25 protein-coding genes are annotated in these 23535 nt (G+C 65.3%); 14 read left to right on the forward strand and 11 right to left on the reverse strand.

The features are described from left to right. Positions 1 to 2 precede the first annotated feature (2 nt). Genes ACNI3R_RS05270 through ACNI3R_RS05280 form a run of 3 tightly spaced genes read right to left on the reverse strand, consistent with a single transcriptional unit; the run spans position 3 to position 2801 of the window. Positions 3 to 386 carry a PaaI family thioesterase gene (locus ACNI3R_RS05270; RefSeq protein WP_426180559.1) on the reverse strand — a complete coding sequence of 128 codons (384 nt, stop codon included), beginning with the start codon at positions 384 to 386 and terminating at the stop codon, positions 3 to 5. Beyond that, entirely contained in the window at positions 386 to 805 is a 420-nt protein-coding gene (locus ACNI3R_RS05275; protein WP_426180561.1) for a PaaI family thioesterase, read from the reverse strand. Before ACNI3R_RS05275 ends, ACNI3R_RS05270 begins: the two co-directional genes overlap by 1 nt. Positions 806 to 854: 49 nt before the next feature. Beyond that, positions 855 to 2801 (reverse strand): potassium transporter Kup, encoded by a 1947-nt coding sequence (locus ACNI3R_RS05280; RefSeq protein WP_426180562.1) that lies wholly within the window; start codon positions 2799 to 2801, stop codon positions 855 to 857. A gap of 202 nt (positions 2802 to 3003) precedes the next feature. Between ACNI3R_RS05280 and purC the strand changes: the two genes are divergently transcribed. The 3 genes from purC to ACNI3R_RS05295 all read left to right on the forward strand — a co-directional run bounded on the left by purC (position 3004) and on the right by ACNI3R_RS05295 (position 5621). Continuing rightward, positions 3004 to 3780 (forward strand): phosphoribosylaminoimidazolesuccinocarboxamide synthase, encoded by a 777-nt coding sequence (purC, locus tag ACNI3R_RS05285; RefSeq protein WP_426180563.1) that lies wholly within the window; start codon positions 3004 to 3006, stop codon positions 3778 to 3780. A 143-nt stretch (positions 3781 to 3923) separates the two neighbouring features. Further along, positions 3924 to 4595: an RBBP9/YdeN family alpha/beta hydrolase gene (locus tag ACNI3R_RS05290; RefSeq protein ID WP_426180564.1), complete on the forward strand. Its 672-nt coding sequence runs from the start codon at positions 3924 to 3926 to the stop codon at positions 4593 to 4595. 216 nt (positions 4596 to 4811) lie between these two features. Beyond that, positions 4812 to 5621: a ferredoxin--NADP reductase gene (locus tag ACNI3R_RS05295; protein ID WP_426180565.1), complete on the forward strand. Its 810-nt coding sequence runs from the start codon at positions 4812 to 4814 to the stop codon at positions 5619 to 5621. 51 nt (positions 5622 to 5672) lie between these two features. Here the strand turns inward: ACNI3R_RS05295 and ACNI3R_RS05300 are convergent, their stop codons facing one another. Then, positions 5673 to 5927: a hypothetical protein gene (locus tag ACNI3R_RS05300; RefSeq protein ID WP_426180567.1), complete on the reverse strand. Its 255-nt coding sequence runs from the start codon at positions 5925 to 5927 to the stop codon at positions 5673 to 5675. Between the two features lie 119 nt (positions 5928 to 6046). After that, positions 6047 to 7975 (reverse strand): M61 family metallopeptidase, encoded by a 1929-nt coding sequence (locus ACNI3R_RS05305; protein WP_426180569.1) that lies wholly within the window; start codon positions 7973 to 7975, stop codon positions 6047 to 6049. Between the two features lie 186 nt (positions 7976 to 8161). Here ACNI3R_RS05305 and parC point away from each other — a divergent pair, with 186 nt between their 5' ends. Together parC and ACNI3R_RS05315 are read left to right on the forward strand one after the other, a co-directional pair. Continuing rightward, a complete protein-coding gene (parC, locus tag ACNI3R_RS05310) occupies positions 8162 to 10414 on the forward strand; it encodes a DNA topoisomerase IV subunit A (RefSeq protein ID WP_426180571.1) in 2253 nt (750 codons plus the stop codon). A 66-nt stretch (positions 10415 to 10480) separates the two neighbouring features. Then, positions 10481 to 12265 (forward strand): putative bifunctional diguanylate cyclase/phosphodiesterase, encoded by a 1785-nt coding sequence (locus ACNI3R_RS05315; protein ID WP_426180573.1) that lies wholly within the window; start codon positions 10481 to 10483, stop codon positions 12263 to 12265. Here ACNI3R_RS05315 and ACNI3R_RS05320 read toward each other — a convergent pair. The 4 genes from ACNI3R_RS05320 to ACNI3R_RS05335 are packed head-to-tail and all read right to left on the reverse strand — an operon-like array spanning position 12241 to position 15223. Further along, positions 12241 to 13446: a CCA tRNA nucleotidyltransferase gene (locus ACNI3R_RS05320; protein WP_426180574.1), complete on the reverse strand. Its 1206-nt coding sequence runs from the start codon at positions 13444 to 13446 to the stop codon at positions 12241 to 12243. The two genes, ACNI3R_RS05315 and ACNI3R_RS05320, sit on opposite strands and share 25 nt — an antisense overlap. Next, positions 13443 to 14054, reverse strand: coding sequence for a CoA pyrophosphatase (locus ACNI3R_RS05325; protein WP_426180575.1), 612 nt, complete (start codon positions 14052 to 14054; stop codon positions 13443 to 13445). Before ACNI3R_RS05325 ends, ACNI3R_RS05320 begins: the two co-directional genes overlap by 4 nt. After that, positions 14051 to 14617, reverse strand: coding sequence for a DUF1285 domain-containing protein (locus ACNI3R_RS05330; protein WP_426180576.1), 567 nt, complete (start codon positions 14615 to 14617; stop codon positions 14051 to 14053). The genes ACNI3R_RS05325 and ACNI3R_RS05330 overlap by 4 nt, the downstream gene beginning before the upstream one ends. A 60-nt stretch (positions 14618 to 14677) precedes the next feature. Next, positions 14678 to 15223, reverse strand: a complete 546-nt coding sequence (locus ACNI3R_RS05335) for a GNAT family N-acetyltransferase (protein WP_426180578.1) — start codon at positions 15221 to 15223, stop codon at positions 14678 to 14680. Between the two features lie 83 nt (positions 15224 to 15306). Here ACNI3R_RS05335 and ACNI3R_RS05340 point away from each other — a divergent pair, with 83 nt between their 5' ends. From ACNI3R_RS05340 to ACNI3R_RS05350, 3 genes are all read left to right on the forward strand, one after another. Next, positions 15307 to 15942: a glutathione S-transferase family protein gene (locus tag ACNI3R_RS05340; protein ID WP_426180580.1), complete on the forward strand. Its 636-nt coding sequence runs from the start codon at positions 15307 to 15309 to the stop codon at positions 15940 to 15942. 89 nt (positions 15943 to 16031) lie between these two features. Next, positions 16032 to 16802, forward strand: a complete 771-nt coding sequence (locus ACNI3R_RS05345) for an SDR family oxidoreductase (RefSeq protein ID WP_426180581.1) — start codon at positions 16032 to 16034, stop codon at positions 16800 to 16802. Beyond that, positions 16802 to 17200 carry a dihydroneopterin aldolase gene (locus tag ACNI3R_RS05350; RefSeq protein ID WP_426180583.1) on the forward strand — a complete coding sequence of 133 codons (399 nt, stop codon included), beginning with the start codon at positions 16802 to 16804 and terminating at the stop codon, positions 17198 to 17200. The genes ACNI3R_RS05345 and ACNI3R_RS05350 overlap by 1 nt, the downstream gene beginning before the upstream one ends. A 7-nt stretch (positions 17201 to 17207) precedes the next feature. Here the strand turns inward: ACNI3R_RS05350 and ACNI3R_RS05355 are convergent, their stop codons facing one another. Next, a complete protein-coding gene (locus ACNI3R_RS05355) occupies positions 17208 to 18095 on the reverse strand; it encodes a hypothetical protein (protein WP_426180584.1) in 888 nt (295 codons plus the stop codon). Positions 18096 to 18345: 250 nt separating this feature from the next. Here ACNI3R_RS05355 and ACNI3R_RS05360 point away from each other — a divergent pair, with 250 nt between their 5' ends. The 4 genes from ACNI3R_RS05360 to ACNI3R_RS05375 all read left to right on the forward strand — a co-directional run bounded on the left by ACNI3R_RS05360 (position 18346) and on the right by ACNI3R_RS05375 (position 20859). Beyond that, complete coding sequence (locus tag ACNI3R_RS05360; protein WP_426181454.1) at positions 18346 to 18993, forward strand: energy transducer TonB; 648 nt, start codon at positions 18346 to 18348, stop codon at positions 18991 to 18993. An 82-nt stretch (positions 18994 to 19075) separates the two neighbouring features. Beyond that, the gene (locus tag ACNI3R_RS05365; RefSeq protein ID WP_426180586.1) at positions 19076 to 19801 is read left to right on the forward strand and encodes a MotA/TolQ/ExbB proton channel family protein; all 726 of its coding nucleotides are present in this window, start codon (positions 19076 to 19078) and stop codon (positions 19799 to 19801) included. 122 nt (positions 19802 to 19923) lie between these two features. Beyond that, the gene (locus tag ACNI3R_RS05370) at positions 19924 to 20406 is read left to right on the forward strand and encodes an ExbD/TolR family protein (protein ID WP_296624492.1); all 483 of its coding nucleotides are present in this window, start codon (positions 19924 to 19926) and stop codon (positions 20404 to 20406) included. Positions 20407 to 20430: 24 nt separating this feature from the next. Further along, positions 20431 to 20859 (forward strand): ExbD/TolR family protein, encoded by a 429-nt coding sequence (locus ACNI3R_RS05375; protein WP_296624491.1) that lies wholly within the window; start codon positions 20431 to 20433, stop codon positions 20857 to 20859. 84 nt (positions 20860 to 20943) lie between these two features. Here ACNI3R_RS05375 and ACNI3R_RS05380 read toward each other — a convergent pair whose 3' ends face one another. Next, positions 20944 to 21930, reverse strand: coding sequence for an adenosine kinase (locus ACNI3R_RS05380; RefSeq protein WP_426180588.1), 987 nt, complete (start codon positions 21928 to 21930; stop codon positions 20944 to 20946). 90 nt (positions 21931 to 22020) lie between these two features. Between ACNI3R_RS05380 and ACNI3R_RS05385 the strand changes: the two genes are divergently transcribed. Both ACNI3R_RS05385 and ACNI3R_RS05390 read left to right on the forward strand, forming a co-directional pair. After that, positions 22021 to 22962, forward strand: coding sequence for an XdhC family protein (locus tag ACNI3R_RS05385; protein WP_426180590.1), 942 nt, complete (start codon positions 22021 to 22023; stop codon positions 22960 to 22962). Further along, positions 22959 to 23534, forward strand: a complete 576-nt coding sequence (locus ACNI3R_RS05390; RefSeq protein WP_426180592.1) for a nucleotidyltransferase family protein — start codon at positions 22959 to 22961, stop codon at positions 23532 to 23534. Before ACNI3R_RS05385 ends, ACNI3R_RS05390 begins: the two co-directional genes overlap by 4 nt. The last annotated feature ends 1 nt before the right edge of the window (position 23535 follow it).

Genomic DNA, 23535 nt, shown 5'->3' on the forward strand with positions numbered 1-23535 from the left:
TCCTAGCGGTCGAGCAATATGTGCATGCGCGCGGTCGCGATCGGCTTGGAGCGGTCGTCCTGCCAGCAGACGGCGCTGGCATTGGCGACCCGCTTGCCGACCCGGACCACCTGCGCGACCGCGTGGGTGTCGGTCATCAGTCCGCCGCGCAGATAATCCACCGCGATGTTGATCGGCTTCAGCCGGGGCATAGCCTCCTGATCGCGCAATTCCTGGCTCAGCGCCTCGTAACAGGCCATTTCCAGCAGGCCCGCGATCACGCCGCCGTGGAGAAAGCCGGGGCGCCCCTCTATCTCTTCGTGCCAGCCGATGGTGATGATCGGTTCGCCGGTCGCCGTGTTGCGCCGCGCGCCGATCATGTTGGCGTAAGGGGAGGTGAAGCTCATCAGTCGCCCGTGAAGAAGAAGGTGGCTAGCGCGTGAGCGACGGGATCCTCGGGATCGCCGTCATGGGCCAGGCAGCGGACGAAGGCGACGTTGCGCGCGACGCGGTAACAGGTCGCCCTTGCGGTGATCGCCCGCCCCGGCGGCGCGGCGCGGACATAGTCGATGCGCAGGTCGAGCGTCGCCATCGGCCGGACGCGCTTGATCTTGGCCGCGATCGAGAAGCCGCAGGCGCTGTCGATCAGCGAGATGATCGGGCCCGAGGCGAGCACGCCATTTTCGGCGTTCATCGCGAGCGACGGCTTATAGTCGAAGCCGAGTTCCGCCCAGTCGTCGCCATGGGCGACGTAGCGCAGACCGAGCTGGCCGGCGTGGCCCGCCATCATGCGCTCGAACCGGCTGAGATCGAGAGTGTCAGACATGTGGCAATGGCATAGGGCCTTGGCTGTGCGACGCAATCCCCGCCTTCGATCAGATCGTCGTCTGCGAGCCCAGTTCGACGACGCGGTTCGCCGGAATGCGGAAGAAGTCGGTGGGGTCCGATGCATTGCGGTAGAGGAAGATGAAAAGCAGATCCTGCCAGAAGGGCATGCCGCTGTGCTTCGACGGGCGCAGCGTCGAGCGACCGATGAAATAGCTGGTCTGCATCGGCTCGAGCTTGTTGTCGCCATGGCGGAGTGCGAAAGCGAGGTCGCGCGGAATGTCCGGGCTTTCCATGAAGCCGTAGCTGAGCACTGCGCGGGTGAAATTCTCGTCGATATTGGTCATGTCCAGCCGCTTGGCCGGCGAGACTGTCGGGCTGTTCACCGTGTTGATCGTCAGCGCGAGGTTGCGCTCGTGCAGGATCTTGTTGTGCTTGAGATTGTGGAGCAGCGCGCTCGGCGCCGCCTCCATGTCCGACGACAGGAAGATCGCCATGCCGGGCACGCGCTCTGGCGGCCGGGCGCGCAGCATCCGGGCCAGCTCGTCCAGTTCGATCGACTGGCTCTGGTCGATCGACAGCAGCAGCTTCCGCCCACGCACCCAGGTGGCGATCAGCGTGACGACGCCCAGCGCGATGATCAGCGGAGCCCAGCCGCCTTCATAGACGCGCAGGATGTTGGCGCCAAAGAAGAAGATGTCGAGCAGCAGCAGCGGCACGATCACGCCCAGCGTCAGCGGCAGGCTCCACCCCCAGGTCCGCCGCACGACAAGGAAGCCCAGGCAAGTGGTGACCACCATCGTGCCAGAGACCGAGATCCCGTAGGCAGCGGCCATCGCCGAGGAGGAGCCGAAGCCGAGCACCAGGATCAGCACGCCGGCCAGCAGGAAATTATTGATCGCGGGCAGGTAGATCTGGCCGGCATCGGTGGCGGATGTCTGGCTGATCTTCAGGCGGGGGAGCAGGCCCAACTGGATCGCCTGACGGGTCAGCGAATAGGCGCCGGTGATCACCGCCTGACTGGCGATGACCGTCGCGCAGGTAGCGAGCAGCACCAGCGGAATACGTGCCGCGCCCGGGGCCATCAGGAAGAACCAGTCCTGGTTGGTGAATTCGGTTCCGCGCCGGGCGGCTTCTTCCAGCGCGTTCAATGCGAAGGCGCCCTGGCCGAGATAGTTCAGGGCGAGCGCCGGGAAGACGATGAACAGCCAGCCGGTACGGATCGGCTGAACGCCGAAATGCCCCATGTCGGCGGTCAGCGCCTCCGCGCCGGTCACGGTCAGGAAGACCGCACCGATCACGAAAAGGCCGGTCGTGCCGTGATTGGCCATGAACAATACGCCATTGTGGGGCGACAGAGCGAGCAGGATGCCTGGCTCGTCGGCGATGTGCAGCAGGCCGACCGCACCGATGGTGACGAACCAGATCAGGCAGACCGGACCGAAGAGGCGCCCCACGATTGCCGTACCACGCGACTGGATCAGGAACAGAGCGATCAGGATCGAGCAGGTGATCACGATGATCAGGCCACGCGAGATGGCATGCTCGAAGCCGGGGATCGTCTTAAGGCCCTCGACCGCCGACAGCACCGACAGGGCCGGCGTGATCGCGCCGTCGCCGTAGAACAGCGCAGCCCCGATCGCACCGAGCGCCAGCACGACGTTGCGGCGCTTGCGCGTCGATCGCTGGGCCAGCGCCATCAGCGCCAGAACTCCGCCCTCGCCATTATTGTCGGCGCGCATCAGGAACAGGACATATTTGCAGGTGACGACGAGGATGAGTGCCCACAGAGCAAGGCTCAGCACGCCCAGGATCTCGCCTGCGACGATGCCGTCATTGGCGGCCTGTGCGAGCGCTTCGCGGAAGGCGTAGATCGGGCTGGTGCCGATATCGCCGAACACGACACCGAGCGCGCCGAGCGTCAGTGCGGCCTTGTCGTTCCTACGCTGTCGGCTGTCTCCGGAGGCCTCATCGACCCTGGCGACGTCATTTCGCATGTCCATGCCCCAAAGCGGCGATTTCGGGCGGATTAGGAGCCTGCATCGCCGAATGCACGCAGATTCTTCGACGCGCGACGCATTGATTGCCTGTCTGCGGCAATGGCTGTAAAGGGTCGGAAGAACTGCCTCGGCGGCGCGTCCGAATCGACGTTGTCTCCGGGGCTTCTCTGTTTTCCCGTGCCCCCGGAGGCCCAAATCTATGACCCGCCGCCGCCAAATCTACGAAGGCAAGGCCAAGATTCTGTATGAAGGCCCCGAACCCGGCACGCTGATCCAGTATTTCAAGGACGACGCCACCGCCTTCAACGCCCAGAAGAAGGGGACGATCAACGGCAAGGGTGTCCTCAACAACCGCATTTCCGAGCATATTTTCACGCTGCTCGGCACGATCGGCGTCCCGACCCACTTCATCCGCCGCCTGAACATGCGCGAGCAGCTGATCCGGCAGGTCGAGATCGTTCCGATCGAGGTGGTCGTCCGTAACGTCGCGGCGGGATCGTTGACCAAGCGGCTCGGCATCGAGGAGGGAACCCAGCTTCCCCGCACGATCATCGAATATTATTACAAGGACGATGCCCTCGGCGATCCGATGGTGGCGGACGAGCATATCGCCTGCTTCGGCTGGGCGAGCCAGGAAGAGATGCACGACATCGCCGACATGGCGATCCGCGTGAACGATTTCATGTGCGGCCTGTTTGCCGGCATCGGTATCCGTCTGGTCGACTTCAAGCTCGAATTCGGTCGCTTCTGGGATAATGACTACAGCCGCGTCATCCTGGCCGACGAGATCAGCCCGGACGGCTGCCGCCTGTGGGACATGACGACCGGCGAGAAGCTCGACAAGGATCGCTTCCGTCAGGACCTTGGCGGAGAGGTCGAGGCCTATCAGGAGATTGCGCGTCGGCTGGGCCTGATGCCCGAGGGCGAGAACATGATTCTCGATCTCGAGAGCCACCGGAAGAACCGCGGCAAATAAGCTGTGCCTGCGCCGAAGCGGGATCCGACCCGCTTCGGCGCACGCCGGGCGCGGCTGGTCGCAGCCCGATTTACAACTCTATCGATAGACATACCATGCCGCTACGGAAGCTCTGCACCGCAGAGCGAGTCGTGGAGGCGCCCATGTCCGCCGACCGTTTCGAATATGCCGCGTTGGAGCCTACCGTTCTGCTGCTGCCCGATTTCGATTTCGGGCCGGGGGACTATTGGCAGGACCAATGGGCACAGCGGCGGCTCGACTGTCGCAAAGTCGACCTCGGCCATGCGCACGTGCCGCGGCGCAATGCACTGGTCTCCTGGATCGATCGCAATGTTCGCAGCGTTCCGGGGCCGGTGTTCCTTGTCGGCCATGGGGTAGGGGCGCTCGGCCTGGCGGCCTGGTCCAGCCTGATGAGCATTGAGAGCGAGGCGGCGATCGTCGGGGCGCTGCTGGTCGCGCCGAACGATCCAAACCTTGCCGAAGATCGTCGCCTCGCCGATTTCCTGCCGCTGCCACAAAGCATTTTTCCTTTCCCCGCGCTGGTCGTCGCTAGCGACGATGATCCGCATCTCACTGCCGATCGAGGCTTCAGCCTCGCCCGGCAATGGGGATGCGGCTTTGCGCTCATGCCCGGCTGCGGACATTTCCGCCCGATCGACGGCATTGGCCGCTGGGTGCAGGGGGAGGAGCTGCTCGACCGCTTTCTGGGCCTGATCGGGCCCGGCGCGCCGCGCGATCCTTATCCTGCCGCCCTTCTCGAACGCTCTTGCGCACCGCCGCCGTGGCTCGACCGGCGGTCCGCAATTCGCCCCTGAGTCGAAGCCGGCGGCTCGACCCGGGGCGGCGTCTCGCCTCGCCCATTTCCAGCTCCGGAGAAGTGGGCGAGGCGTTGCGACAGCAATACTGACCCGTGACAAGATTAGCTGTACCACGCCCAACGAAAACGGGTGTGGCAAGCGCGGCCCTTGGGCTCTATGGGACGCCTCCTGCGCCAAGGATCGGCGACCAGCGGGTTTGAAAGGAACGAGCTAATGAGCAGCCGTACGGAAGCGGTGAAGATCGCCCCGAACGACGCCTTCAACATCCAGACCGTGCTCTGGGTGAAGCATTGGAACGAGCATCTCTTCAGTTTCGCGGTCGACCGGCCCGCCTCGCTGCGCTTCCGCTCGGGCGAGTTCGTGATGATCGGCCTGCCGACCGAGGCGCGGCCGCTGCTGCGCGCCTATTCGATCGCCAGCCCGTCCTATTCCGACGAGATCGAATTTCTCTCGATCGCGGTCGAGGACGGTCCGCTGACTTCGCGCCTGCGGCACATCATTCCGGGCGACGAGATCTATGTCGCGCGCAAGACAACGGGCACGCTCGTCGCCGATGCGCTGACGCCGGGCAAACGCCTGTTCCTGCTGGCGACCGGCACCGGGCTCGCACCTTTCCTGTCGATCATGCGCGACCCCGACATCTATGAGCGCTACGAGCAGGTCGTGATCGTGCACAGCGTCCGCCATCTCAGCGATCTCGCCTTCCGCGACGTGCTCGAGAGCCGCCTGGCCGGCGATCCGCTGGTCGAGGAAGAGGCCGCGGCCAAGTTCCGTTACGTTCCGATCGTCACCCGCGAACCCTTCCCCCGCCAGCAGCGCATCACCACGCTGATGGAGAATGGCGGCCTGTTCGATGGTGTCGACGGCGAACCCCGCCTCGATCCCACGACCGATCGCGTCATGATGTGTGGCAGCATGGACATGATCCGCGACTGCTCGGCGATCCTTGAACGGCTCGGTTTCGAGGAAGGATCGAACGCCAAGCCGGCCGACTATGTGATCGAAAAGGCCTTCGTAGGCTGATCGAGACAGACGGGCTCCGCCGCCGGTGGCGGCGGATGTCCGGTGGTCGGTTCAGACGTTCCGTACCGGTGGCAGCGTCGGCAGGTCGAACGTATCGAGCGCGGGCAGATCGAGGCCCGCCTGGCGCGATTGCATCCGGTAGCTTTCGGCGACCCGCATATGCCGCGTGCGGTTCTCGATCGAGACGGCATGGCGCGCCGCGTTGACCGCTTCCCAATAGCGCCAGCGCAGATATTCGCCGTCGTCGGCATTTTCCAATATGATCACGTCGACGCCACGCCCGTTCCACAACAAGAGGGGCGGCATAGGCGCGGTGCGAGCGCATTCCAATTAGACCATTGTCGCACCGCTGATTTTGCAAGCATTGCCTGCTTCGGCGGACAGGCACGAAAGCATCTCCCGCTTTCATGCCCCCAACTGCAATCTCAGCCCTTTGGCGCGAGCAGCTCGTCGAGCCAGCCGCTGCGCGATCCGGCCCGTTCGAGGCGTGGAAAGCGGTTGCCGCCAAAATAGGGGATGCTGACGACGCGATATTGATCGCCCCGCCGGACGATCATTTCGATCGGCTTTTTCGACGTGGCCGCCGCATCGATCAACGCCGTCATGCGGCCGCCGTCAAACGCCTCGCCTTCGACCGCGACGATATTGTCGTTGTTGGTGAGGCCTGCCGCGAAGGCCGGGCTGTCCCAGATCACCTGCTCGATGCTGCGGTCTGCAGCGTCGACCACGAGGCCGAGCGAATAGCTGTAATCCGCGACCTTGCGGCGTCGCTCCTCGGTTCGCCAGTAGCTGGTCGGTTTGCGGTCATAGACCAGTCGATATCCGCCACGCTCGATCCAGCCGAGCGGTGCGCGGTCCTGCGTGCGGTCGACGCGGCTGACAAGGAAGTCGCGCCAGTCATAGGGCGCGACGGCGTTCAGCGTCGCCACGATCTCATCGAGCGTATAGGGCAGGGTGCCCCAGTCGCCGTCGCGCATCCCGAAGAAGGCGCGGGCAAAGTCGTCGAGCGATTTCCTGCCCTTGGTCAGCGCCCGGATCTGCATGTCGGCATCGAGCCAGATGAGCATGCCTTCGGCATAATAATCCTCGGACCGTTGCAGGCTGGTCCAGGGCTGCGGCCGGCGGGCGGCGATGACCGGATCGCTGGTCGTGTCGATCAGCGGCCGCCAGCGCCGGCCCGGCCGGTTGTCGAGTTGTGCAGCAATCATCGCCATGGCGGCGAGCGTGTCGTCGGCGGAGACGAGGCCCGAACGCGCCTGGAGGATATAGCCCCAATATTGGGTCTGCCCCTCATAGACCCACAGCAGTGAGTTGCGCATCGGCGTGCTGTAATCGGGGGTGAACAGATCGGCGCCCCGGCGATATTTGCCGTTCCAGCTGTGCGCATATTCGTGCGGCAGCAGATTGCGCCGGGCGGTCTGTTCGTCCCACCGGGTGAAATAGCCGGTGGCCACGCCATTTTCGCTCGAACGCTGATGTTCGAGGCCGATGCCGCCGAGCCGGTCGCTGATCGACAGCAGGAACTCGTAATGGTCATAATGTTCGGCGCCGAACAACTTGACCGCCTGATCGACCAGGTTGCGGTGGAGCGCGATCTGCTCGTCGGTCGCGCGCAGTTCGGCGGCGCTGTCCGCAGCGATGTTCAGCCGGACCTTCGGGCTCAGCGCGATCTGCTGGAAGTTGATGCCCGCGAGCATCGGACTGTCGACGAGGGTTTCGAAATCGACGGGTTTGAAGCGGACGGTGCCGTCGGTGTCGCTGGCATCGGTCGACAAGGCGGTGCCATAGCCCCAGTTCGCCGGCAGCTTTGCCGAGGCTGCGACTGTTATGCCACGCGTGAAATGGCCGGCCGGATAGAAGGCGACGAGATTCCACTGCAGGCTCAGCATCTCGCGAGTCATCACGACGCGCCCCTGGCTGCTGCTGACCGGCGAGACATAGTCGAAGCTAAGCTCGATGCTCGAGGCGCCGGCCGGCACGTCGACCGCGATGGCATAGACGTCGACAGGATCGCGTTTCCAGCTGAGCGGCTTGCCCCCGGCGCTGATCCGCAGATCGGCGACATCGTCGATCGGCCCGCGCGGCGCATGATTGCCGGGCAGCCATTGCGGATAGAGCAGATAGAGCGTGCCGGACTGCGCGACCGGAATGCTCTGTCGCACCGTGAAGACGCCGCGCGCGACATCGGTTGCGTCGACCTCCAGGCGGAGCGTACCGGGATAGGGGACGTCGCGTGCGGCAGGCAGGTGCCGCTCGATCGGCAGGGGTTGTGGACGGCTGTTCTCGATGGCGGGGGCGGCGGTTGCGGCGAGGCAGCCAAGACCGAACAGGGCAATCGGGCGGTAGAAACGCATCGCGGCAGAGGTCCATCTTCTCGTTGTCGACCGCATGATGGCGTCGGCGCCTTGCCGCGTCACCCCCCGTAAGGGGACGGACACATAAAATAATCCGGTGGTAGGCGAGCGCCTGCGACGCCGCGAAGGCAGGCGCAGGCGGCAAGCCTCTTTCCCCGCCTGCCCCTTAGCCGCTACAGCATTGGCATGACCGATATCGCCGAGCTTCCCGACGACAACATCCGCAACACGCCGTTCGACAGCGCGCTGTCCGACCGCTACCTCGTCTACGCGCTCTCGACCATCACGGCCCGATCGCTTCCGGACGTTCGCGATGGTCTGAAGCCGGTCCATCGGCGGCTCCTCTGGGCGATGCGGTTGCTGCGGCTCGACCCCACTGCGGGCTACAAGAAATGCGCGCGCGTCGTCGGCGATGTCATCGGCAAATATCACCCCCATGGCGACCAGTCGGTCTATGACGCGATGGTCCGCCTCGCGCAGACCTTCTCGCTCCGCTACCCGCTGGTCGACGGGCAGGGCAATTTCGGCAATGTCGACGGCGATAATGCGGCGGCGATGCGCTACACCGAAGCGCGGCTGACGGCGGCGGCCGGCGAACTCATGGCCGGCCTCGACGAGGGGACGGTCGAGTTCCGCCCGACTTATAATGGTGAGGAGGAAGAACCCGAAATCTTCCCCGGCCTGTTTCCCAACCTGCTCGCGAACGGCGCGAGCGGCATTGCGGTCGGCATGGCGACTTCCATTCCCCCGCACAATGTGGCCGAGCTGGTCGATGCCTGCGTCCACCTGATCGACCGGCCCGAAGCGGAGACGCCAGAGCTCATGCAGTTCGTGCAGGGGCCGGACTTCCCGACCGGGGGCGTACTGGTCGACAGCGCGGCCTCGATCACCGAGGCCTATTCGACCGGACGCGGGGCTTTCCGGGTGCGCGCCCGGATCGACCGGATCGACGAGAAGGGCGGCGGCTGGCACCTTGTCGTCAGTGAAATTCCCTATCAGGTTCAGAAGTCGAAGCTGATCGAGCAGATCGCCGAACTGATCAACGAGAAGAAGCTTCCGATCCTCGCCGACGTCCGTGACGAGAGCGATGAGGACATCCGCATCGTCCTCGAACCGCGCAGCCGCACGGTCGACGCGGACATGCTGATGGAAAGCCTGTTCCGGCTGACCGAGCTGGAGGTCCGCGTCTCGCTCAATCTCAACGTGCTCGACGAACATCGCACGCCGATGGTGATGAGCCTGAAGCAGGCCCTGTCGGCCTGGCTCAAGCACCAGTTCGAAGTGCTCGTGCGGCGGTCGCAGCACCGCCTCGCCAAGATCGCCGACCGGATCGAACTGCTCGACGGCTATCTGATCGTCTATCTCAACCTCGACCGGGTCATCCAGATCATCCGCGAGGAGGATGAGCCCAAGGCGGTGATGATGGAGGAATTCGGCCTCAACGACCGCCAGGCCGAGGCGATCCTCAACATGCGGCTGCGCAGCCTGCGCAAGCTGGAGGAGATGGAGATACGGCGCGAGCGCAACACGCTCGATGCCGAGGGCAAGGATCTGGAAGCGCTGATCGCCAGCCCCGCGCGCCAGCGCACGCGCATGAAGCGCGACCTGGCCGCATTGCGGGATCGCTACGGCCCTGAGACCAAGCTGGGCGCGCGGCGGACATCGGTGTCCGAAGCGGCGCCGGCGCGCGAAATTCCGCTGGAGGCGATGATCGAGCGCGAGCCGGTCACCGTGATCCTGTCGCAGCGCGGCTGGATCCGCGCGATGAAGGGCCATCTCGACGACGCGGCGGCGGCGGCGGTCAAGTTCAAGGAGGGCGACGGCCCCGACCATGCCATCCGTGCGCAGACGACCGACCGTATATTGCTGGCGACCGACCAGGGACGCTTCCACACGCTTCCGGCCGACAAGCTTCCCGGCGGTCGCGGCTTCGGGGAGCCGGTGCGGCTGTTCGCCGACATCGACGCCGATGCGCGGATCATCGCGCTGCTCGCAGCCCGCCCGGGCGCCGAACTGTTGCTGGCATCGGCGGACGGCAAGGGCTTCGTGGTCGACATGGCCGACGTCACCGCCGAGACCCGCAAGGGGAAACAGGTCGTCAACCTGCGCGAGGGCGGGCGGCTCAAGGTGATCCACCCGATCGCACCGACCGACGACTATGTCGCGGCGATCGGCGACAACCGGAAGATGGTCGTCTTCCCGCTGTCCGAACTGCCGCGCATGGGGCGTGGGCAGGGGGTTGCGATCCAGCGCTACAAGGATGGTGGGTTGTCCGACGCGATCAGCTTCCGCCTGGACGAGGGGCTCAGCTGGGCGATGGGCGGTGACACCGGCCGGACCCGGACCGAGAGCGACCTGACGCCTTGGCGCGCGGCGCGTGGTGCCGCCGGCCGCATGCCGCCGGTCGGCTTCCCGCGCGACAATCGCTTCCGCCCCTAAGGGTAGACAAAGGTTTAAGGGCTCGGAAACAGAGCATTAACCCTGCGCTGCTAATTCCGATCCATCATGCGGGCGGCAAAAACCCATAGCGAACAAGCGGCGAAGGCCGCCGAGGGCGACGCCGCTCCTTCCGGAGCGATGTTTCCGGCTGCGCTGCAGGAACTGCTGGATACGCCGCGCACGGCAGCGCAGCAGGAGTTCATCGACACGCTTCCGATTGCGATAGCGTTGCTGTGCCTCACCGAAGGCAAGCCGAGCATTCTTGCGCGAAACCGCGCATTTCTCGAACTTGCCGGGCGTCGAGCCAGTCCGCCGCCGACGGACGGCGCCAGAGAGATCTGCCCCGGCATCGGCCTGGCGCTGGTTCCCGAGATCCGCGACTTCCTGGCGTCCGACGAGCATGAGCGCGCGTTCGACATGCAGGAAGGCGACGGCATCAGCGGGCGTCATTTCGCCGTCCGTCTGGTCCGCCTGAACGGCGGCGAGTCGCCTGTGCCGCGCTGTATCCTTTCGCTGATCGACCGCACCCAGCAGGTGGAAGGCGAGCGTTCGCTGCGCACGCAGATGCTGCGCGACAGCCTGACCGGCTTGCCGAACCGCGCGGCATTCGTCGAGCAGGTCGAGAATGCGATGCTGAACTTCGAGACCGAAGGGCGTCAGTTCGCGGTCCTGCTGATAGACCTGACCCGCTTCAGCCGGGTCAATGAAGGGGTCGGCTCGCTTGCCGGCGACGAACTGATCATCACTGTGGCACGCCGTCTGGTCTCGACCTTGCGGGCCGGCGACGTGCTGGCCCGGCTTGTCGGAGACGAGTTCGCCGTATTGCTGAGCGTCGCGGATGATCCGTCCGAGGCAATGCGTGCCGCGCGCCGTATCCAGGCTTCGCTCGCGACCCCGATCCGGCTCGGCGAACTTGAGATCAAGATCGATTGTGCCGTGGGCGTCGCGATGATGGCGCCCGCTGTCGACGATGCCGAGGACCTGATCCGCAACGCGCAATTCGCGATGAAGCGCGCCAAGGGATCGGGCCATGCCGAACTCTACCAGGCCTGCGACAGCACCGCCGCGCGCCAGCGTTTCAGCCTCGAGACCGAGCTGCGGCGCGCGATCGAGCGCGACCAGCTGACGCTGGCCTTCCAGCCGCTGATCGATCTCGCGACCGGGAAGGTCGTAGGGTACGAGGCGCTGGCCCGCTGGGATCACCCTGAAAAGGGTCCGATTTCTCCCGCCGAGTTCATTCCCGTCGCCGAAGAGTCCGGCCTGATCGTTCAGCTCGGCCGCTGGGCCCTGCGCGCTGCGACGCGCACGCTGGCCGAATGGGACCGGATGGCTGGCTCGCCGCTGCCCGTTCACATGGCGGTCAACGTCTCGGCGGTTCAGTTCCAGCGGGACGATGTGGTGTCCGCGGTGCAGGCGGCACTCGCCGAGAGCGGGATTTCGGGCAGCCGGCTCAAGATCGAACTGACCGAAAGCTGCATCGTCAGCGATCCTTCGGGCATGGCCAAGGTGCTGCGCGCGATCCACGACCTCGACGTCATGATCGCGATGGATGATTTCGGCACAGGCTATTCGAGCCTGGCCTATCTGCAGAAGCTGCCGATCGATGTGCTCAAGATCGATCGCAGCTTCATCGCGCCGATGCTGGTCGACCGGGATTCGGTCGCCATCGTCCGGGCGATTCTGGGCCTGGCGTCTGCGCTCGGCATGACCACGACGGCCGAGGGCGTCGAATCCGAGCCATTGGTCGAAACGCTGATCGGTCTCGGTTGCGATGTCGCGCAGGGCTTCTACTTTGCACGACCGCTTCCGTCGGACCAGGCCTATGCCTATTGGCGCGAGCGCAGGGCCTGATCGACCGCCTCACGTGCCAGCACCGACACGCGTGCGCTGTCGGGAAAACCCTCTTCGACCCACTGACGCTCGACCTGCTGGAGTGTTGCGGCAACTATGGGGCCGGGCCGCAACCCCATGGCGATGAGTTCGCCTCCACCCAGCGACAGGCGGGGACGCTGCCAGACAGCCAGCGCCTCCAGATCGAGGCCTTCGATATCGCCGTCTCCGCGAAGCAGCAGGTCGGTCGCGACCTCATTCCCGAAACGATAGGCGAGCGCATGGGCGGGGCCGCTGTCTCCGCCCGCCGAGAGTTCGAGCCGGCGCGTCGCCGCCTTCGACAACTTCAGCCGCCGGGCGATGGAGACCGCCGTTTCGGCTGACTCGGGCAGAAGCGCGCCGAGGCGGCGCAGACCATCGGGCCGCACAGCGCCAAGACCTTCACGCACGACAAGTCGGGTGAGGCGATCGACTCCGCTGGAATCGATTTCCGGAATGATCGGGCGGAAGATGCCGTTGTCGAACATCAGCCGAATGGTCGGGGCTGGATTGGCGCCACCGAGCAGCTTGAGCAGTTCGTCGGCGATCCGCTCGCGGGACAGCGCCATCAGGTCGTTGGCCCGTGCCACGCAGGCAGCCAGGGCGTCTGGGTCCGGGTCTCCGCGTCCGAACCGTTCATGGAAGCGGAAGAAGCGCATGATCCGCAAATGATCCTCGGCGATCCGCTGCAGTGCGTCGCCGATGAAGCGGACGCGGCCGGCGTGCAGATCGTCGAGGCCATCGAAATAGTCGAACAGGTCGCCGGTGACCGGATCGGCGGACAGCGCATTGATGGTGAAGTCGCGCCGGGCGGCGTCCTCGCGCCATTCGTCGGTGAAGGCGACGGTGGCGTGGCGGCCGTCGGTCGACAGGTCGCGGCGCAGCGTCGTCACCTCGACCGGGCCGCTCGGGAGCAGCGCGGTGACCGTGCCATGGGCAATGCCGGTGGGGATGGCCTTGAAGCCGGCCGCCACGATGTGCTCGCTGCTTTGCTCCGGGCGCCAGCGGGTGGCACAGTCGACATCCTTCACCGGCAGGCCGAGCAGGCTGTCGCGCACCGCGCCGCCGACGAAGCGGATCATGCCCTTGTCGGCGCCAAGTGCCGCCATCAGACGGTCCATGCCTTCGGCCCGCCGCCAGCTGCTGTCGGGCAGGCGGGTCATGCGGGCAATTCCAGGGCAGCGCGCAGGCGGGGGGCGATCGTCACGATCAGCCCGGCGGTGACCCCCCAGATGCGCTCGCTCGGCCAGTCGATCTCGAAATAATGCCGTTCGATCCCGCGCAGCGTTCCGGTCTTCCGCAGATGATGCGCGTCGGACAAAAGATGGTCGAGCGGGACCTCGAACAGACCCGCCACTTCGGCTTCGTGCGGACGCAGGTCCAGGCCGTCGGGGATCACCCCGATGACCGGCGTGATCAGATAGCCCGACCCGGTCGCATAGGGTCGCGCCGTGCCGACGACATCGACCTGTTCGGGCGGCAGCGACACCTCCTCCCAGGCTTCGCGCAGCGCGCCGCCGACCGGGCCGTCATCATCGGGATCGAGCCGTCCGCCCGGAAAGGCGACCTGCCCGGCATGGGCGCGCAATCCGGCATGACGCACGGTGAACAGGACGCGAGGGCGGGGCGCCTCGATGATCGGCATCAGCACTGCCGCAGGCACCAGCTTTCGCACGTCGCCGACGAGACCTTCCTGCTCGATGATCGGCGTGTTCTGACTTTCCGGCGCGTTGGCGAGGCTCTGGCGAAGCCGGTGCGCGAGCGCGCTCATTCGTCCCCCAGGGGTAAGAAGAGACCTTCGCTCCACAGGCCGACGGGCGAATTCTCCTCGGCCAGCGCGAGTTCGACCAGCTCATAATAGACCGGCCGACTGACCAGCGCCTTCAGCCCGCGTCGCACCTCGAGATAGGGGTGGGGACCATCGGCGTCGTTGCGGATCTCCAGCACATGCTCCGGGCCGGCGACGATGATGTCGTCGGTGTTGAGGCGAAAGGCCAGGCGTCTGTCTCGACCTTCGCCTTCGCTCTTCAGTTCGACGGCTAAGAATGGGGCGTCGTCGACCGCGATGGTCAGCTTCTCGGCCGGCGTCACCAGCACATAGCTGCCGTCATCTTCGCGGCGCAGGATCGTCGAGAAGAGGCGCACCATCGCCGGGCGGCCGATCGGCGAGCCTTCATGATACCAGGTGCCGTCGCGTGCGATACGCATCATGCTGTCGCCGCAATGCGGCGGGTTCCAGGCCTCGACGGGGGGGCGGCGGTTCTCGGCCGCGTAGCGGGCAATGTCCTGAAGCGAAGTCGCGGCGAAGTCCGGGGCTGGGTTGCTTTCGGGCATGGCGGCGATGTGCCCCTTAAGCCGCCGCCATACAAGGGGCGGCTTCCACCTGACCGGGAATCAGGCCGGGCGCAACTGCCGATCGTCGGTCTTGGAAGCAAGGGTGCGCGGACGAAGGAGGCCCTCGACCATCACCCGCTGGCCGGGGCGCAGGCGAACGAGCAGGCGATCGCGGTCGACCGGGCCAGGCAGTTGCCAGCCGCCGGTCGCGTCGGCCGTGAAGCCGAAGAAACGGCCATAATAATCTGCGTCGCCGATCAGCATCATCGGCTCCGCGCGTGAGTCGTCTGCCACCGCCAGGGCGGCTTCGACCAGCTTGCGGCCCAGACCATCGCGCTGCCGATCAGGAAGGACCGCGACCGGCCCGACGAGAATCAGGGGGGCGACCTCGCCTGACGAGGCCGCGATCTCGATCGGCCAGCACTGGATGCTGCCCAGCAGATGCCCTTCCTCGTCCACTGCCGCGAAGCTCAACGTCGGGATCGCGCCCATGCCTGCACGCAGCCGATAGGCGGTGCGGCCATGCCGGTCGGCACCGAAGGCCAGATCGAGCAATTGCTCGACGGACGAGGCTGGGACCGAGGCGATGGGCACGAGGCTGATCAATGCGGTTGGGAATCCTTGTTCGGATGGAGCGGCGCCTTTACCGTCTTGCGACCGAATGTGAAGCAGAATCGGATGATGATTTCATGAAGCTGTTCGACTCGGATTGGGCACCAAGCCCCCGGCGCGTTCGCATTTTCCTCGCGGAAAAGGCAATCCAGGTCGAGCGGGTTCAGGTCGACCTCAAGACGGGCGATCAGCTTGCACCCGCCTATCTGGCGGTCAATCCGCAGCGGCAGACGCCCGCGCTGCTGCTCGACGACGGGACGCTGCTCGACGACTCGCTCGGAATCTGTCGCTATTTCGAGGCCCTGCACCCGGAACCATGCCTATTCGGGGTAACCCCGGTCGAGATCGGGCTGATCGAAGCCTGGCTGCGTCGGGTCGAGCATGACTGTTTTCAGGCTGTGGCGATCGCCTTTCGCAATCGGGTTTCGGTATTCGACGGCCGCGCGGTCGGCGGGGAATGGCCACGGATCGAGCAGATTGAAGCGCTGGTCGAGCGAGGCAGGCTCATGTGGTCGGCCTTTGCCGATGTGCTGGAGCGCCGACTGGCCGGACGTTCCTATATCGCCGTCGACGCTTTCAGCATGGCCGACATCGCGCTGCTGGTCGCGATCGACTTCGGCCTTGCCACGCGCCTGCCCGACCCATTCGATGGCCGGCCCGCACTGAAACGCTGGCATGACGATGTATCGAGCCGCCCCTCGGCCAAGGCGTGAGCCGTGGATGACCTTGTGGACAAGTTGGGGAAAGGCTGTGAATCGGCCATAGGGTCCGCCACGTTGCCCCGACCGGGCATAGGGGACCAATGATGAATGCCGAATTCGGAAGCAGCAGAACCGCGATTGTAACCGGCGGCGCCAAGCGTATCGGGGCCGAATTGGTCAAGGCACTCTCGGCGGACGGGTGGACGTGCCTGATTCATTATCGCCACAGCGCGGACGAGGCCCTCGCGCTGGCGGCAGGCTGCCCAGGTGCGCGGATCGTGCAGGCCGATCTGGCCGATCCGGGCGGGCCAGAACAGGTGATCGCCGCGCTCGACGGCATGCCGCCAGCGGGGCTGCTGGTGAACAGTGCATCGGCGTTCGTCTATGACGGTTTCGACGATTTCTCGATCGAGGCCTGGGACATGCATATGGCCGCCAACGCACGCGGCCCTGCCTTGCTGTCGCGCGCCTTCGCCCAGGCGGTGCCGAAAGGGGCCGGCGCAATGGTGGTGAATATCCTCGACGCCAAGCTGTCGCAGCTGAACCCCGACTTCTTCACCTATACGATATCGAAGATCGCCTTTGCCGGCGTTCACGAACTGCTCGCCCGCTTGCTGGCGGGGCGCGGGATCAGGGTCAACGCGATCGCGCCTTCGGTAACGCTCGTCTCCGGGCCGCAGAGCCGCGAGAATTTCGAGAAGGTCCATGCGCTCAACGCGCTGGGGAGGGGGGTTGAGGTCGGCCAGATCGTCGAGGCGCTGCGCTTTCTGATCGCCGTCCCCACGATTACCGGGCAGACGATCACGCTCGATGGCGGCCAACGCTTTCTGGGCCTGTCGCGCGACGTCCAATATCTCGACCAGGAGGTTTGATGGATTTTTCCCAGCTCGACGGTCTCGTGCCCGAGGCTCTCGCGCCGCGCACGCGGCGGATCGTCCTGCGCGATTTCGCGGTGCCGATCGACATCGGTTTCCACGATTTCGAGGTCGGCAATCCGCAACGCGTATTCGTCACGGTCGAGGTCTGGCTCGACGAAGCCAGTTTCGCCTCGCGCGACGAGGTCGACTGCGCCTGGGACTACGACTTCCTGCGCACCGAGATCCTGTCGCTCGCCAAAGCCCGCCGCTATAATCTGCAGGAGACGCTGGCACGGGGCATATATGCGCTCGTTGCCGCGCGCGCGGGCGTGAAGGGGCTCCGCATCTCGACCAGCAAGCCGGATGTCTATCCGGACTGCGCGTCGGTCGGCGTCGAGCTTTCGTCCTTCTGACGCCGCCTCAGCGGGCGATGGTTCGTCCGCAGGGGCCGAGTTGCTTCAGTACGAAGGCATAATCGTCGCGAACCGCCTGTGCGTCGGACGCGCCGAGCGAAGCGGTGCTCTTCTCGGGCATCGTCGCCGGCAGGAAGCAGGCAAGGCGATACCAGAGCAGCGTGTCGCGGGCGGGAGCCGAGGCGCTGTCGTCGACCATCTCGCCGAGGGCGACCGCCCATTGCGGCTGCTCGCCGGGCCGGCGCAGGATCGTGAGGGAGATTGGCCGATTATTCGGGGTGGTCAGGAAGATCTGGGATTCGCTTTCGCCGGGAATCGCGCCCGGTACGTGGAAGGCGTTGCCGACGCCGGTCACGACCGGTGGGGCCGTCGCGGCGGTCGCTTCGGTGAGAATCGCACGCAGCAGTGATTCGGTGTTCTGCGCCCAGCCGACCTGTGAGTACGGCGAAGTGAGGCGCAATTCCTGGGGCTTTTGCGGAACCCGATTTCCGAAAATGATCAGGCGATTTTTTTTAAGCGAGGGTGCCTTGCCGCGTGCATCGAGTGGGACGTCGACGATGTAGGTGACCGAACCCGGCAATCCTTCCGCGCTGCGCAACAACATGGCCGTCTGCGCTTCGATCAAAAATCGGGCATTCCCTGCCTGCAATCCGGGCGCGAGCTCGCCTTTGAGTCGCTCCGCCTTGGTGACCGTTACGCCGGCAACCACCTGGGCGGAGAGGGCGATATCGGCAAGATCGGCATAGGAAAGTTGCGGGATTCCGGGACCCGGAGAGGCCATCGACGCGGGTGAGGCGGGCTGCGCATCGAGCGATGCGGGCAAAGATGTCATTGCCAAGAAAGCAAGCATCATGCCAGTATGAAAAGTGTTGGCGTTCATCCGGTCCATACGCATGGCTCGCTCCAGGGTTCCAGCGGGTGTTCGCGCTGTGGATAGCGTCGTCATAGGGGTCGCGTCACGCCCGAAACGGGCATCCAATGCGCCGTTTCGCTTATTGCTTCCGTCGAACTGTCGCGATAAGGACACACCTCCGCTAAATATTATAACTATGTCTGGCGGGTGAAGGGCCGGGCGCTAATGGCACTCCCATTGGTGCGTGCCGGTACAAATGCTGGCTTTGGATTGGAGGGAGTGTCGTTCCTTAATGGCTTATGGCGATCAAACCCTTAGCACCCGCAAGGTGGTGTCGATTGGGCTGGTGGTCCTGCTCCATGCAGTGATCGGATATGCCTTCGTCACCGGGCTTGCGTATAACGTCGTCAAGAAGGTCGCTCGCGACCTCAAGACGTTCGACGTCGTAGAAGAGGCGCCTCCGCCTCCGGATCAGCCGCCGCCTCCGCCGCCGGAGACGAATATCGAGCCGCCGCCCGTTGTGGCGCCGCCTCCGATCGTTCAGGTGGCTCCGAGTGTCGCTCCGCCGATCGTGTCGGTTCCGGTGGCTCCGCCGCCGCAGATCACGCCGGCCGCTCCGCCCGCGCCTCCGCCTCCGGCGGTTTCGCGTCGGGGTGAACCGCGTGGCACCCCGGGCGAGTGGGTTACGCCGGAGGATTACCCTTCCGCCGATCTCCGCGCCGAAAATCAGGGCACGACCGGCTTCGAGCTGGCTGTGGGTCCTGATGGCAAAGCGACCAATTGCTCGGTTACGAGTTCGAGCGGCTTCCCGTCGCTCGATCAGAAGGCTTGTCAGATGTTGTTGCGCCGGGCGCGTTTCAAGCCCCAGCTCGATGGCAACAGTCAGCCCATGCCGTTCACTTATCGCAATCGCGTTCGCTGGCAGATCCCGAAGGACTGAGCTTGTGTCGGGCTGACCCGGCGGTCCGCCCGGCTTCTATGACCGGATACAACAGACAGTTTCAGAGAAGGAAATTCAGTTTATGGCTAGTCCCGCAGCCGAAGGTTCGAACCCGTATGGCCTGATGGCCGCTCTGGAGCAGGGTGGCACGATTGCTTGGGCGACGTTCCTCATCCTCGTCGTCATGTCGGCGGCGTCCTGGTACATCATGTTCACCAAGCTGCTCGAGCAGCAGAAGATCCTCAACCAGGGCAAGAAGGCACGTGCTTCTTTCTGGTCGGCTCCGAGCCTGAAGGACGGCCAGGCGAAGCTCGAGAAGAACTCGGCCTATCGTCAGATCGTCGACGACGGCCTCCTCGCCCAGGAGCAGCACACCAAGCTGACCGACCCGGTCGACCAGCATGAGTGGCTCACCGGTTCGCTGATGCGCAGCCAGGGCCTGATCAACTCGAAGCTCGGCAACGGTCTCGCGGTGCTCGCCACCGTCGGTTCGACCGCTCCGTTCGTCGGTCTGTTCGGTACCGTTATCGGCATCTATCGCGCGCTCATCAAGATCGGCGCTGCCGGTCAGGCCTCGATCGACGCCGTCGCCGGCCCGGTCGGTGAAGCTCTGATCATGACCGCGCTGGGTCTGGCCGTGGCCGTTCCCGCCGTGCTCGGTTACAACTGGCTGATCCGTCGCAACAAGGTCGTTGCCGAGCAGCTGTCGGCGTTCTCGACCGATCTGCACGGCTACATGGTTTCGGCCGGCGCCGTTAAGCCGGCGACCACGGTCAAGGCCGCTCCGGCCCCGGCCGTCAAGAAGTAATCGACCGACGTACAGGGCGGGGGCCTTGTGCTCCCGCCCGCGTCTCGAAGGACGTCTGGCCCAGGGAACGGCGAAAGAGCCGGACCTTCATCGGGTCGAGCAAGTAGATAGGATTAGTGCCGATGGCCATGAGTGCCGGCCCCGCCGAAGACGGCGCCCCTATGTCGGACATCAACACGACGCCGCTCGTCGACGTCATGCTGGTGCTTCTGATCATCTTCCTCATCACGGTTCCGGTCGTCATTCAAACGGTGCCCGTCAAGCTTCCGAGCGTCGTGTTCGAACCCACCACGACCAAGCCCGAGAACGTCGCGCTCTCGGTGCGTGCGGCGGCTGATGGCTCCTGCGAAGTCTATTGGGGTCTCACCAAGGTGAACTCCTCGGAACTGATCGACCGTGCCGTGGTCAAGCTGCGCAAGGAAATCGACAAGCAGGGTGGCCCCAACGCTCCCGGCCTCGAGCTTCCGGAAGTGCATATCCGCGGTGACGTGAACACGCCCTATCGCTGCATCGGCGGTACGGTGTTCGCGATGCAGCGCGCCGGGTTCACCCGCGTGGGCTTCATCTCGGAACCGCCGGCTGGCTTCGCCAGTCCGCGCCTCTAAGCCCGCTTACAAGGAGTAGTCATCATGGCAATGTCAGCGGGAACTGCCGAAGGCGAACCGATGATGGACATCAACACCACGCCGTTGATCGACGTGATGCTGGTGCTCCTGATCATGTTCATCATCACCATTCCGATCCAGACCCATGCGGTGAAGCTCGACCTTCCGGTCGACAGCGGGCCGAACACCCCGCCGCCGGTCGATCCGATCAAGAACAAGGTCGTGATCACCCCGACGGGCGAGGTTCTCTGGAATGGTTCGCCGATCGATCTGGTGCGCCTGCGCCAGTATCTCGACATCACCCAGACGATGAACCCGGTCCCCGAGCTCCACCTGGAGCCGGACGCCCAGGCTCGCTACGATCTGGTTGATCGCGTCCTCGCGGTCACCAAGCGGGCCCAGGTCGAGAAGATGGGCTTCGTCGGCAATGAGAAGTACGGCAACGCGTTCTAAGCGTAGCTTCCTCTCTCGATACGAATAAGGGCGGCCTCGCGGCCGCCCTTTTTTGTTGCCTTCCGTCGGTGACCGAAGCCGGGCTCAATCGAGCCCGGCATATTCGCGCAGCGGCGTTTCCGGTCGTGCTCCGAAGTGCGAGATCACCTCGGCGGCTGCGAGCCCGGCGATGCGCCCGCATTCGGCCAGCGGAAGATCCTGGGTCAGCCCATAAAGGAATCCTGCTGCGTAGAGGTCGCCTGCGCCGGTCGTGTCGACGACCCGCTCGACATGCGCGGCCGGGCTCTCGACCCGCTCATCGCCACGGACCGCGACCGACCCCTGGGCGCTGCGCGTGATCGCGGCAATCTCGACCATCGGCTTGAGCCGCTCCACGGCCGCATCGAAATCCTCGGTCTGGAACAGAGCGAGCAACTCGCTTTCATTGGCGAAAAGGATGTCGATCCGGTTGGCGATCAGGTCGAGGAAGTCGGCCCGGTGGCGCTCGACGCAGAAGGCGTCTGACAGCGACAGGGCGACCTTGCGGCCTGCGCCATGGGCGATGTCGGACGCCCGGTGAAAGGCCTCCTTCGCGTGGGGCTCGTCATAGAGATAGCCCTCAAGATAGGTGATCTTGGCAGCCGCGACCATATCGGCGTCGATGTCATCGGCCTTCAGGTTCACGCAGGCGCCCAGATAGGTGTTCATCGTACGCTCGGCGTCCGACGTCACGAAGATCATGCAGCGCGCGGTCGACGGACCGTCGACGGCCATCGGGGTGTTGAATCGGACGCCGGCAGCGAGCAGGTCATGCCGGTAGGCTGCACCCAGTTCGTCCTGCTTGAGCTTGCCGATATAGCCGCACTTCGCGCCCAGCGAACCGAGGCCCGCGATGGTGTTGCCGGCCGATCCGCCCGAGGCGCGGGTGACCGGGCCCATGGCGGCATAGAGCCGCTCGGCGGTGTCTTCATCGACCAGGGTCATCGCGCCCTTGGCGAGCTTCTGTTCGCTGAGGAAGCTGTCGTCGGCATGGGCCAACAGGTCGATAATGGCATTGCCGATGCCGACGACATCGAGGGTGGCGTCCGTCATTCAATATCCTTGCTTTGGGCAGGGGCCTGCGTGATGAGAGGGGGTTTCCATGCCCCGCAGCCCCGCTGCGAGCAACCCCCCGATGGACCCATGCTAGACGAACTTGATGAACTTTTGACCAAGGCGCTCGACTGGCGCGATCAGGGCCATGGCGTGGCGATCGCGACCGTCGTCCAGACCTGGGGTTCGGCGCCCCGCCGCCGGGGATCGCACGCCGTCATCCGCGACGATGGTCTTTTCGAAGGTTCGGTGAGCGGCGGCTGCGTCGAGGGCGACGTCCTCGTGACCGCGCAAGGGCTGCTCGACGCAGGCGGCGGTTTCGCGCGCCGGGATTATGGGGTTCAGGACGAAAATGCCTGGACCTTCGGCCTGGCCTGCGGGGGCAGCATAGAGATTGCGATCCAGACGGTCGATGACGTCCATTTCCCGCCTGCGCTCCTGTCGACCTTGCGCGAAGAGCGCCGGGCCGGCCGTGCGGTGGCGGTCGCGACCGATCTGTCTTCCGGCGCTTCGATGATCGTGGATCCTGCACCCGAGCCGCGCGAGGACGAGTTCGTCAACGCCTATACGCCGCCACTGCGCATGCTGATCGTCGGCGCCGTGCATGTCAGCCAGCAGCTCGTGCCGCTGGCGCGCCAGCTCGGCTACCGGGTGCATGTCGTCGATCCGCGCGACAGCTTCGCCGCCGCCGATCGCTTCGTCGGGATCGATGTCGATAGACGCTGGCCCGACGAGGCGTTCGAGGAGTGGAAGCCCGACAGCGCGACGGCGATCGTGACGCTTAGCCATGATCCCAAGATCGACGATCCCGCGCTCGAGGCTGCGCTGCGCAGCGAGGCCTTCTACGTGGCCGCGCTCGGCTCGCGCCGGACCCACGCCAAGCGGATCGAGCGACTGACAGCCAAGGGCTGGAGCGCCGAAGCGCTGGCGCGGATCGACGGGCCCGCCGGCATCGCCATCGGCGCGGCGACACCGGCCGAGATCGCGCTGTCGATCCTCGCGGGCGCGACGGCGGCCCTGCGCAAGACGTGATCGTCGGCGCGATCCTGCTGGCAGCCGGCAGCGCCCGCCGGATGGGCGACGACAAGCTGGGTATGGATCTTGGAGGAATGCCGCTCGTGGTGCATGCCCTGCAAAGCCTGCGCGGTGCGGCACTCGACGGCGTTCTGGCGGCGGTCCCGCCCGGATCGCCACTGACGCAGCATCTCGCGGCACATGCCGTGCTCGTCGAAGTCGCCGATCATGAGGAAGGCATGGGTCGCTCGCTGGCCACCGCAGCGGCTTGCATCCCGGCGCATTGGGATGCGGTGGTCGTGGCGCTCGGCGACATGCCGTTTGTACGGATCGAAACCATCGACCGCCTGATCGGGCTCGCCACCCGCGATGCTATCGTCCGTCCACGCCATGCGGGGCGGCCCGGCAATCCCGTGCTTTGGGGCCGGTCCTACTTCGCGGCCTTGGCCGGTCTGCGCGGCGACGAAGGGGGACGCTCGCTTTTACGCGACCGTGAACCGACCTTCGTCGATTGCGACGATCCGGGCGTCCTGTTCGACGTCGATACGCCAGAAGCGCTTGCCGAGGCCCGCGCCCGGCTGCAGCCCTGAG

Origin of the sequence: Rhizorhabdus antheiae (genome assembly GCF_049889055.1) — a bacterium.
In the GTDB taxonomy this organism is placed as follows: Bacteria; Pseudomonadota; Alphaproteobacteria; order Sphingomonadales; family Sphingomonadaceae; genus Rhizorhabdus.

Bases quoted from the DNA above. Each gene is read 5' to 3' on its own strand.
- ACNI3R_RS05280 (WP_426180562.1), bottom strand. From the start codon at position 2,801: ATGCGAAATGACGTCGCCAGGGTCGATGAGGCCTCCGGAGACAGCCGA.
- ACNI3R_RS05365 (WP_426180586.1), top strand. From the start codon at position 19,076: ATGGCTAGTCCCGCAGCCGAAGGTTCGAACCCGTATGGCCTGATGGCC.
- ACNI3R_RS05370 (WP_296624492.1), top strand. From the start codon at position 19,924: ATGGCCATGAGTGCCGGCCCCGCCGAAGACGGCGCCCCTATGTCGGAC.
- ACNI3R_RS05385 (WP_426180590.1), top strand. From the start codon at position 22,021: ATGCTAGACGAACTTGATGAACTTTTGACCAAGGCGCTCGACTGGCGC.
- purC (WP_426180563.1), top strand. From the start codon at position 3,004: ATGACCCGCCGCCGCCAAATCTACGAAGGCAAGGCCAAGATTCTGTAT.
- ACNI3R_RS05355 (WP_426180584.1), bottom strand. From the start codon at position 18,095: ATGCGTATGGACCGGATGAACGCCAACACTTTTCATACTGGCATGATG.
- parC (WP_426180571.1), top strand. From the start codon at position 8,162: ATGACCGATATCGCCGAGCTTCCCGACGACAACATCCGCAACACGCCG.
- ACNI3R_RS05295 (WP_426180565.1), top strand. From the start codon at position 4,812: ATGAGCAGCCGTACGGAAGCGGTGAAGATCGCCCCGAACGACGCCTTC.
- ACNI3R_RS05320 (WP_426180574.1), bottom strand. From the start codon at position 13,446: ATGACCCGCCTGCCCGACAGCAGCTGGCGGCGGGCCGAAGGCATGGAC.
- ACNI3R_RS05275 (WP_426180561.1), bottom strand. From the start codon at position 805: ATGTCTGACACTCTCGATCTCAGCCGGTTCGAGCGCATGATGGCGGGC.
- ACNI3R_RS05325 (WP_426180575.1), bottom strand. From the start codon at position 14,054: ATGAGCGCGCTCGCGCACCGGCTTCGCCAGAGCCTCGCCAACGCGCCG.
- ACNI3R_RS05375 (WP_296624491.1), top strand. From the start codon at position 20,431: ATGGCAATGTCAGCGGGAACTGCCGAAGGCGAACCGATGATGGACATC.
- ACNI3R_RS05300 (WP_426180567.1), bottom strand. From the start codon at position 5,927: ATGCCGCCCCTCTTGTTGTGGAACGGGCGTGGCGTCGACGTGATCATA.
- ACNI3R_RS05315 (WP_426180573.1), top strand. From the start codon at position 10,481: ATGCGGGCGGCAAAAACCCATAGCGAACAAGCGGCGAAGGCCGCCGAG.
- ACNI3R_RS05340 (WP_426180580.1), top strand. From the start codon at position 15,307: ATGAAGCTGTTCGACTCGGATTGGGCACCAAGCCCCCGGCGCGTTCGC.
- ACNI3R_RS05350 (WP_426180583.1), top strand. From the start codon at position 16,802: ATGGATTTTTCCCAGCTCGACGGTCTCGTGCCCGAGGCTCTCGCGCCG.
- ACNI3R_RS05270 (WP_426180559.1), bottom strand. From the start codon at position 386: ATGAGCTTCACCTCCCCTTACGCCAACATGATCGGCGCGCGGCGCAAC.
- ACNI3R_RS05290 (WP_426180564.1), top strand. From the start codon at position 3,924: ATGTCCGCCGACCGTTTCGAATATGCCGCGTTGGAGCCTACCGTTCTG.
- ACNI3R_RS05360 (WP_426181454.1), top strand. From the start codon at position 18,346: ATGGCTTATGGCGATCAAACCCTTAGCACCCGCAAGGTGGTGTCGATT.
- ACNI3R_RS05330 (WP_426180576.1), bottom strand. From the start codon at position 14,617: ATGCCCGAAAGCAACCCAGCCCCGGACTTCGCCGCGACTTCGCTTCAG.
- ACNI3R_RS05380 (WP_426180588.1), bottom strand. From the start codon at position 21,930: ATGACGGACGCCACCCTCGATGTCGTCGGCATCGGCAATGCCATTATC.
- ACNI3R_RS05345 (WP_426180581.1), top strand. From the start codon at position 16,032: ATGATGAATGCCGAATTCGGAAGCAGCAGAACCGCGATTGTAACCGGC.
- ACNI3R_RS05305 (WP_426180569.1), bottom strand. From the start codon at position 7,975: ATGCGTTTCTACCGCCCGATTGCCCTGTTCGGTCTTGGCTGCCTCGCC.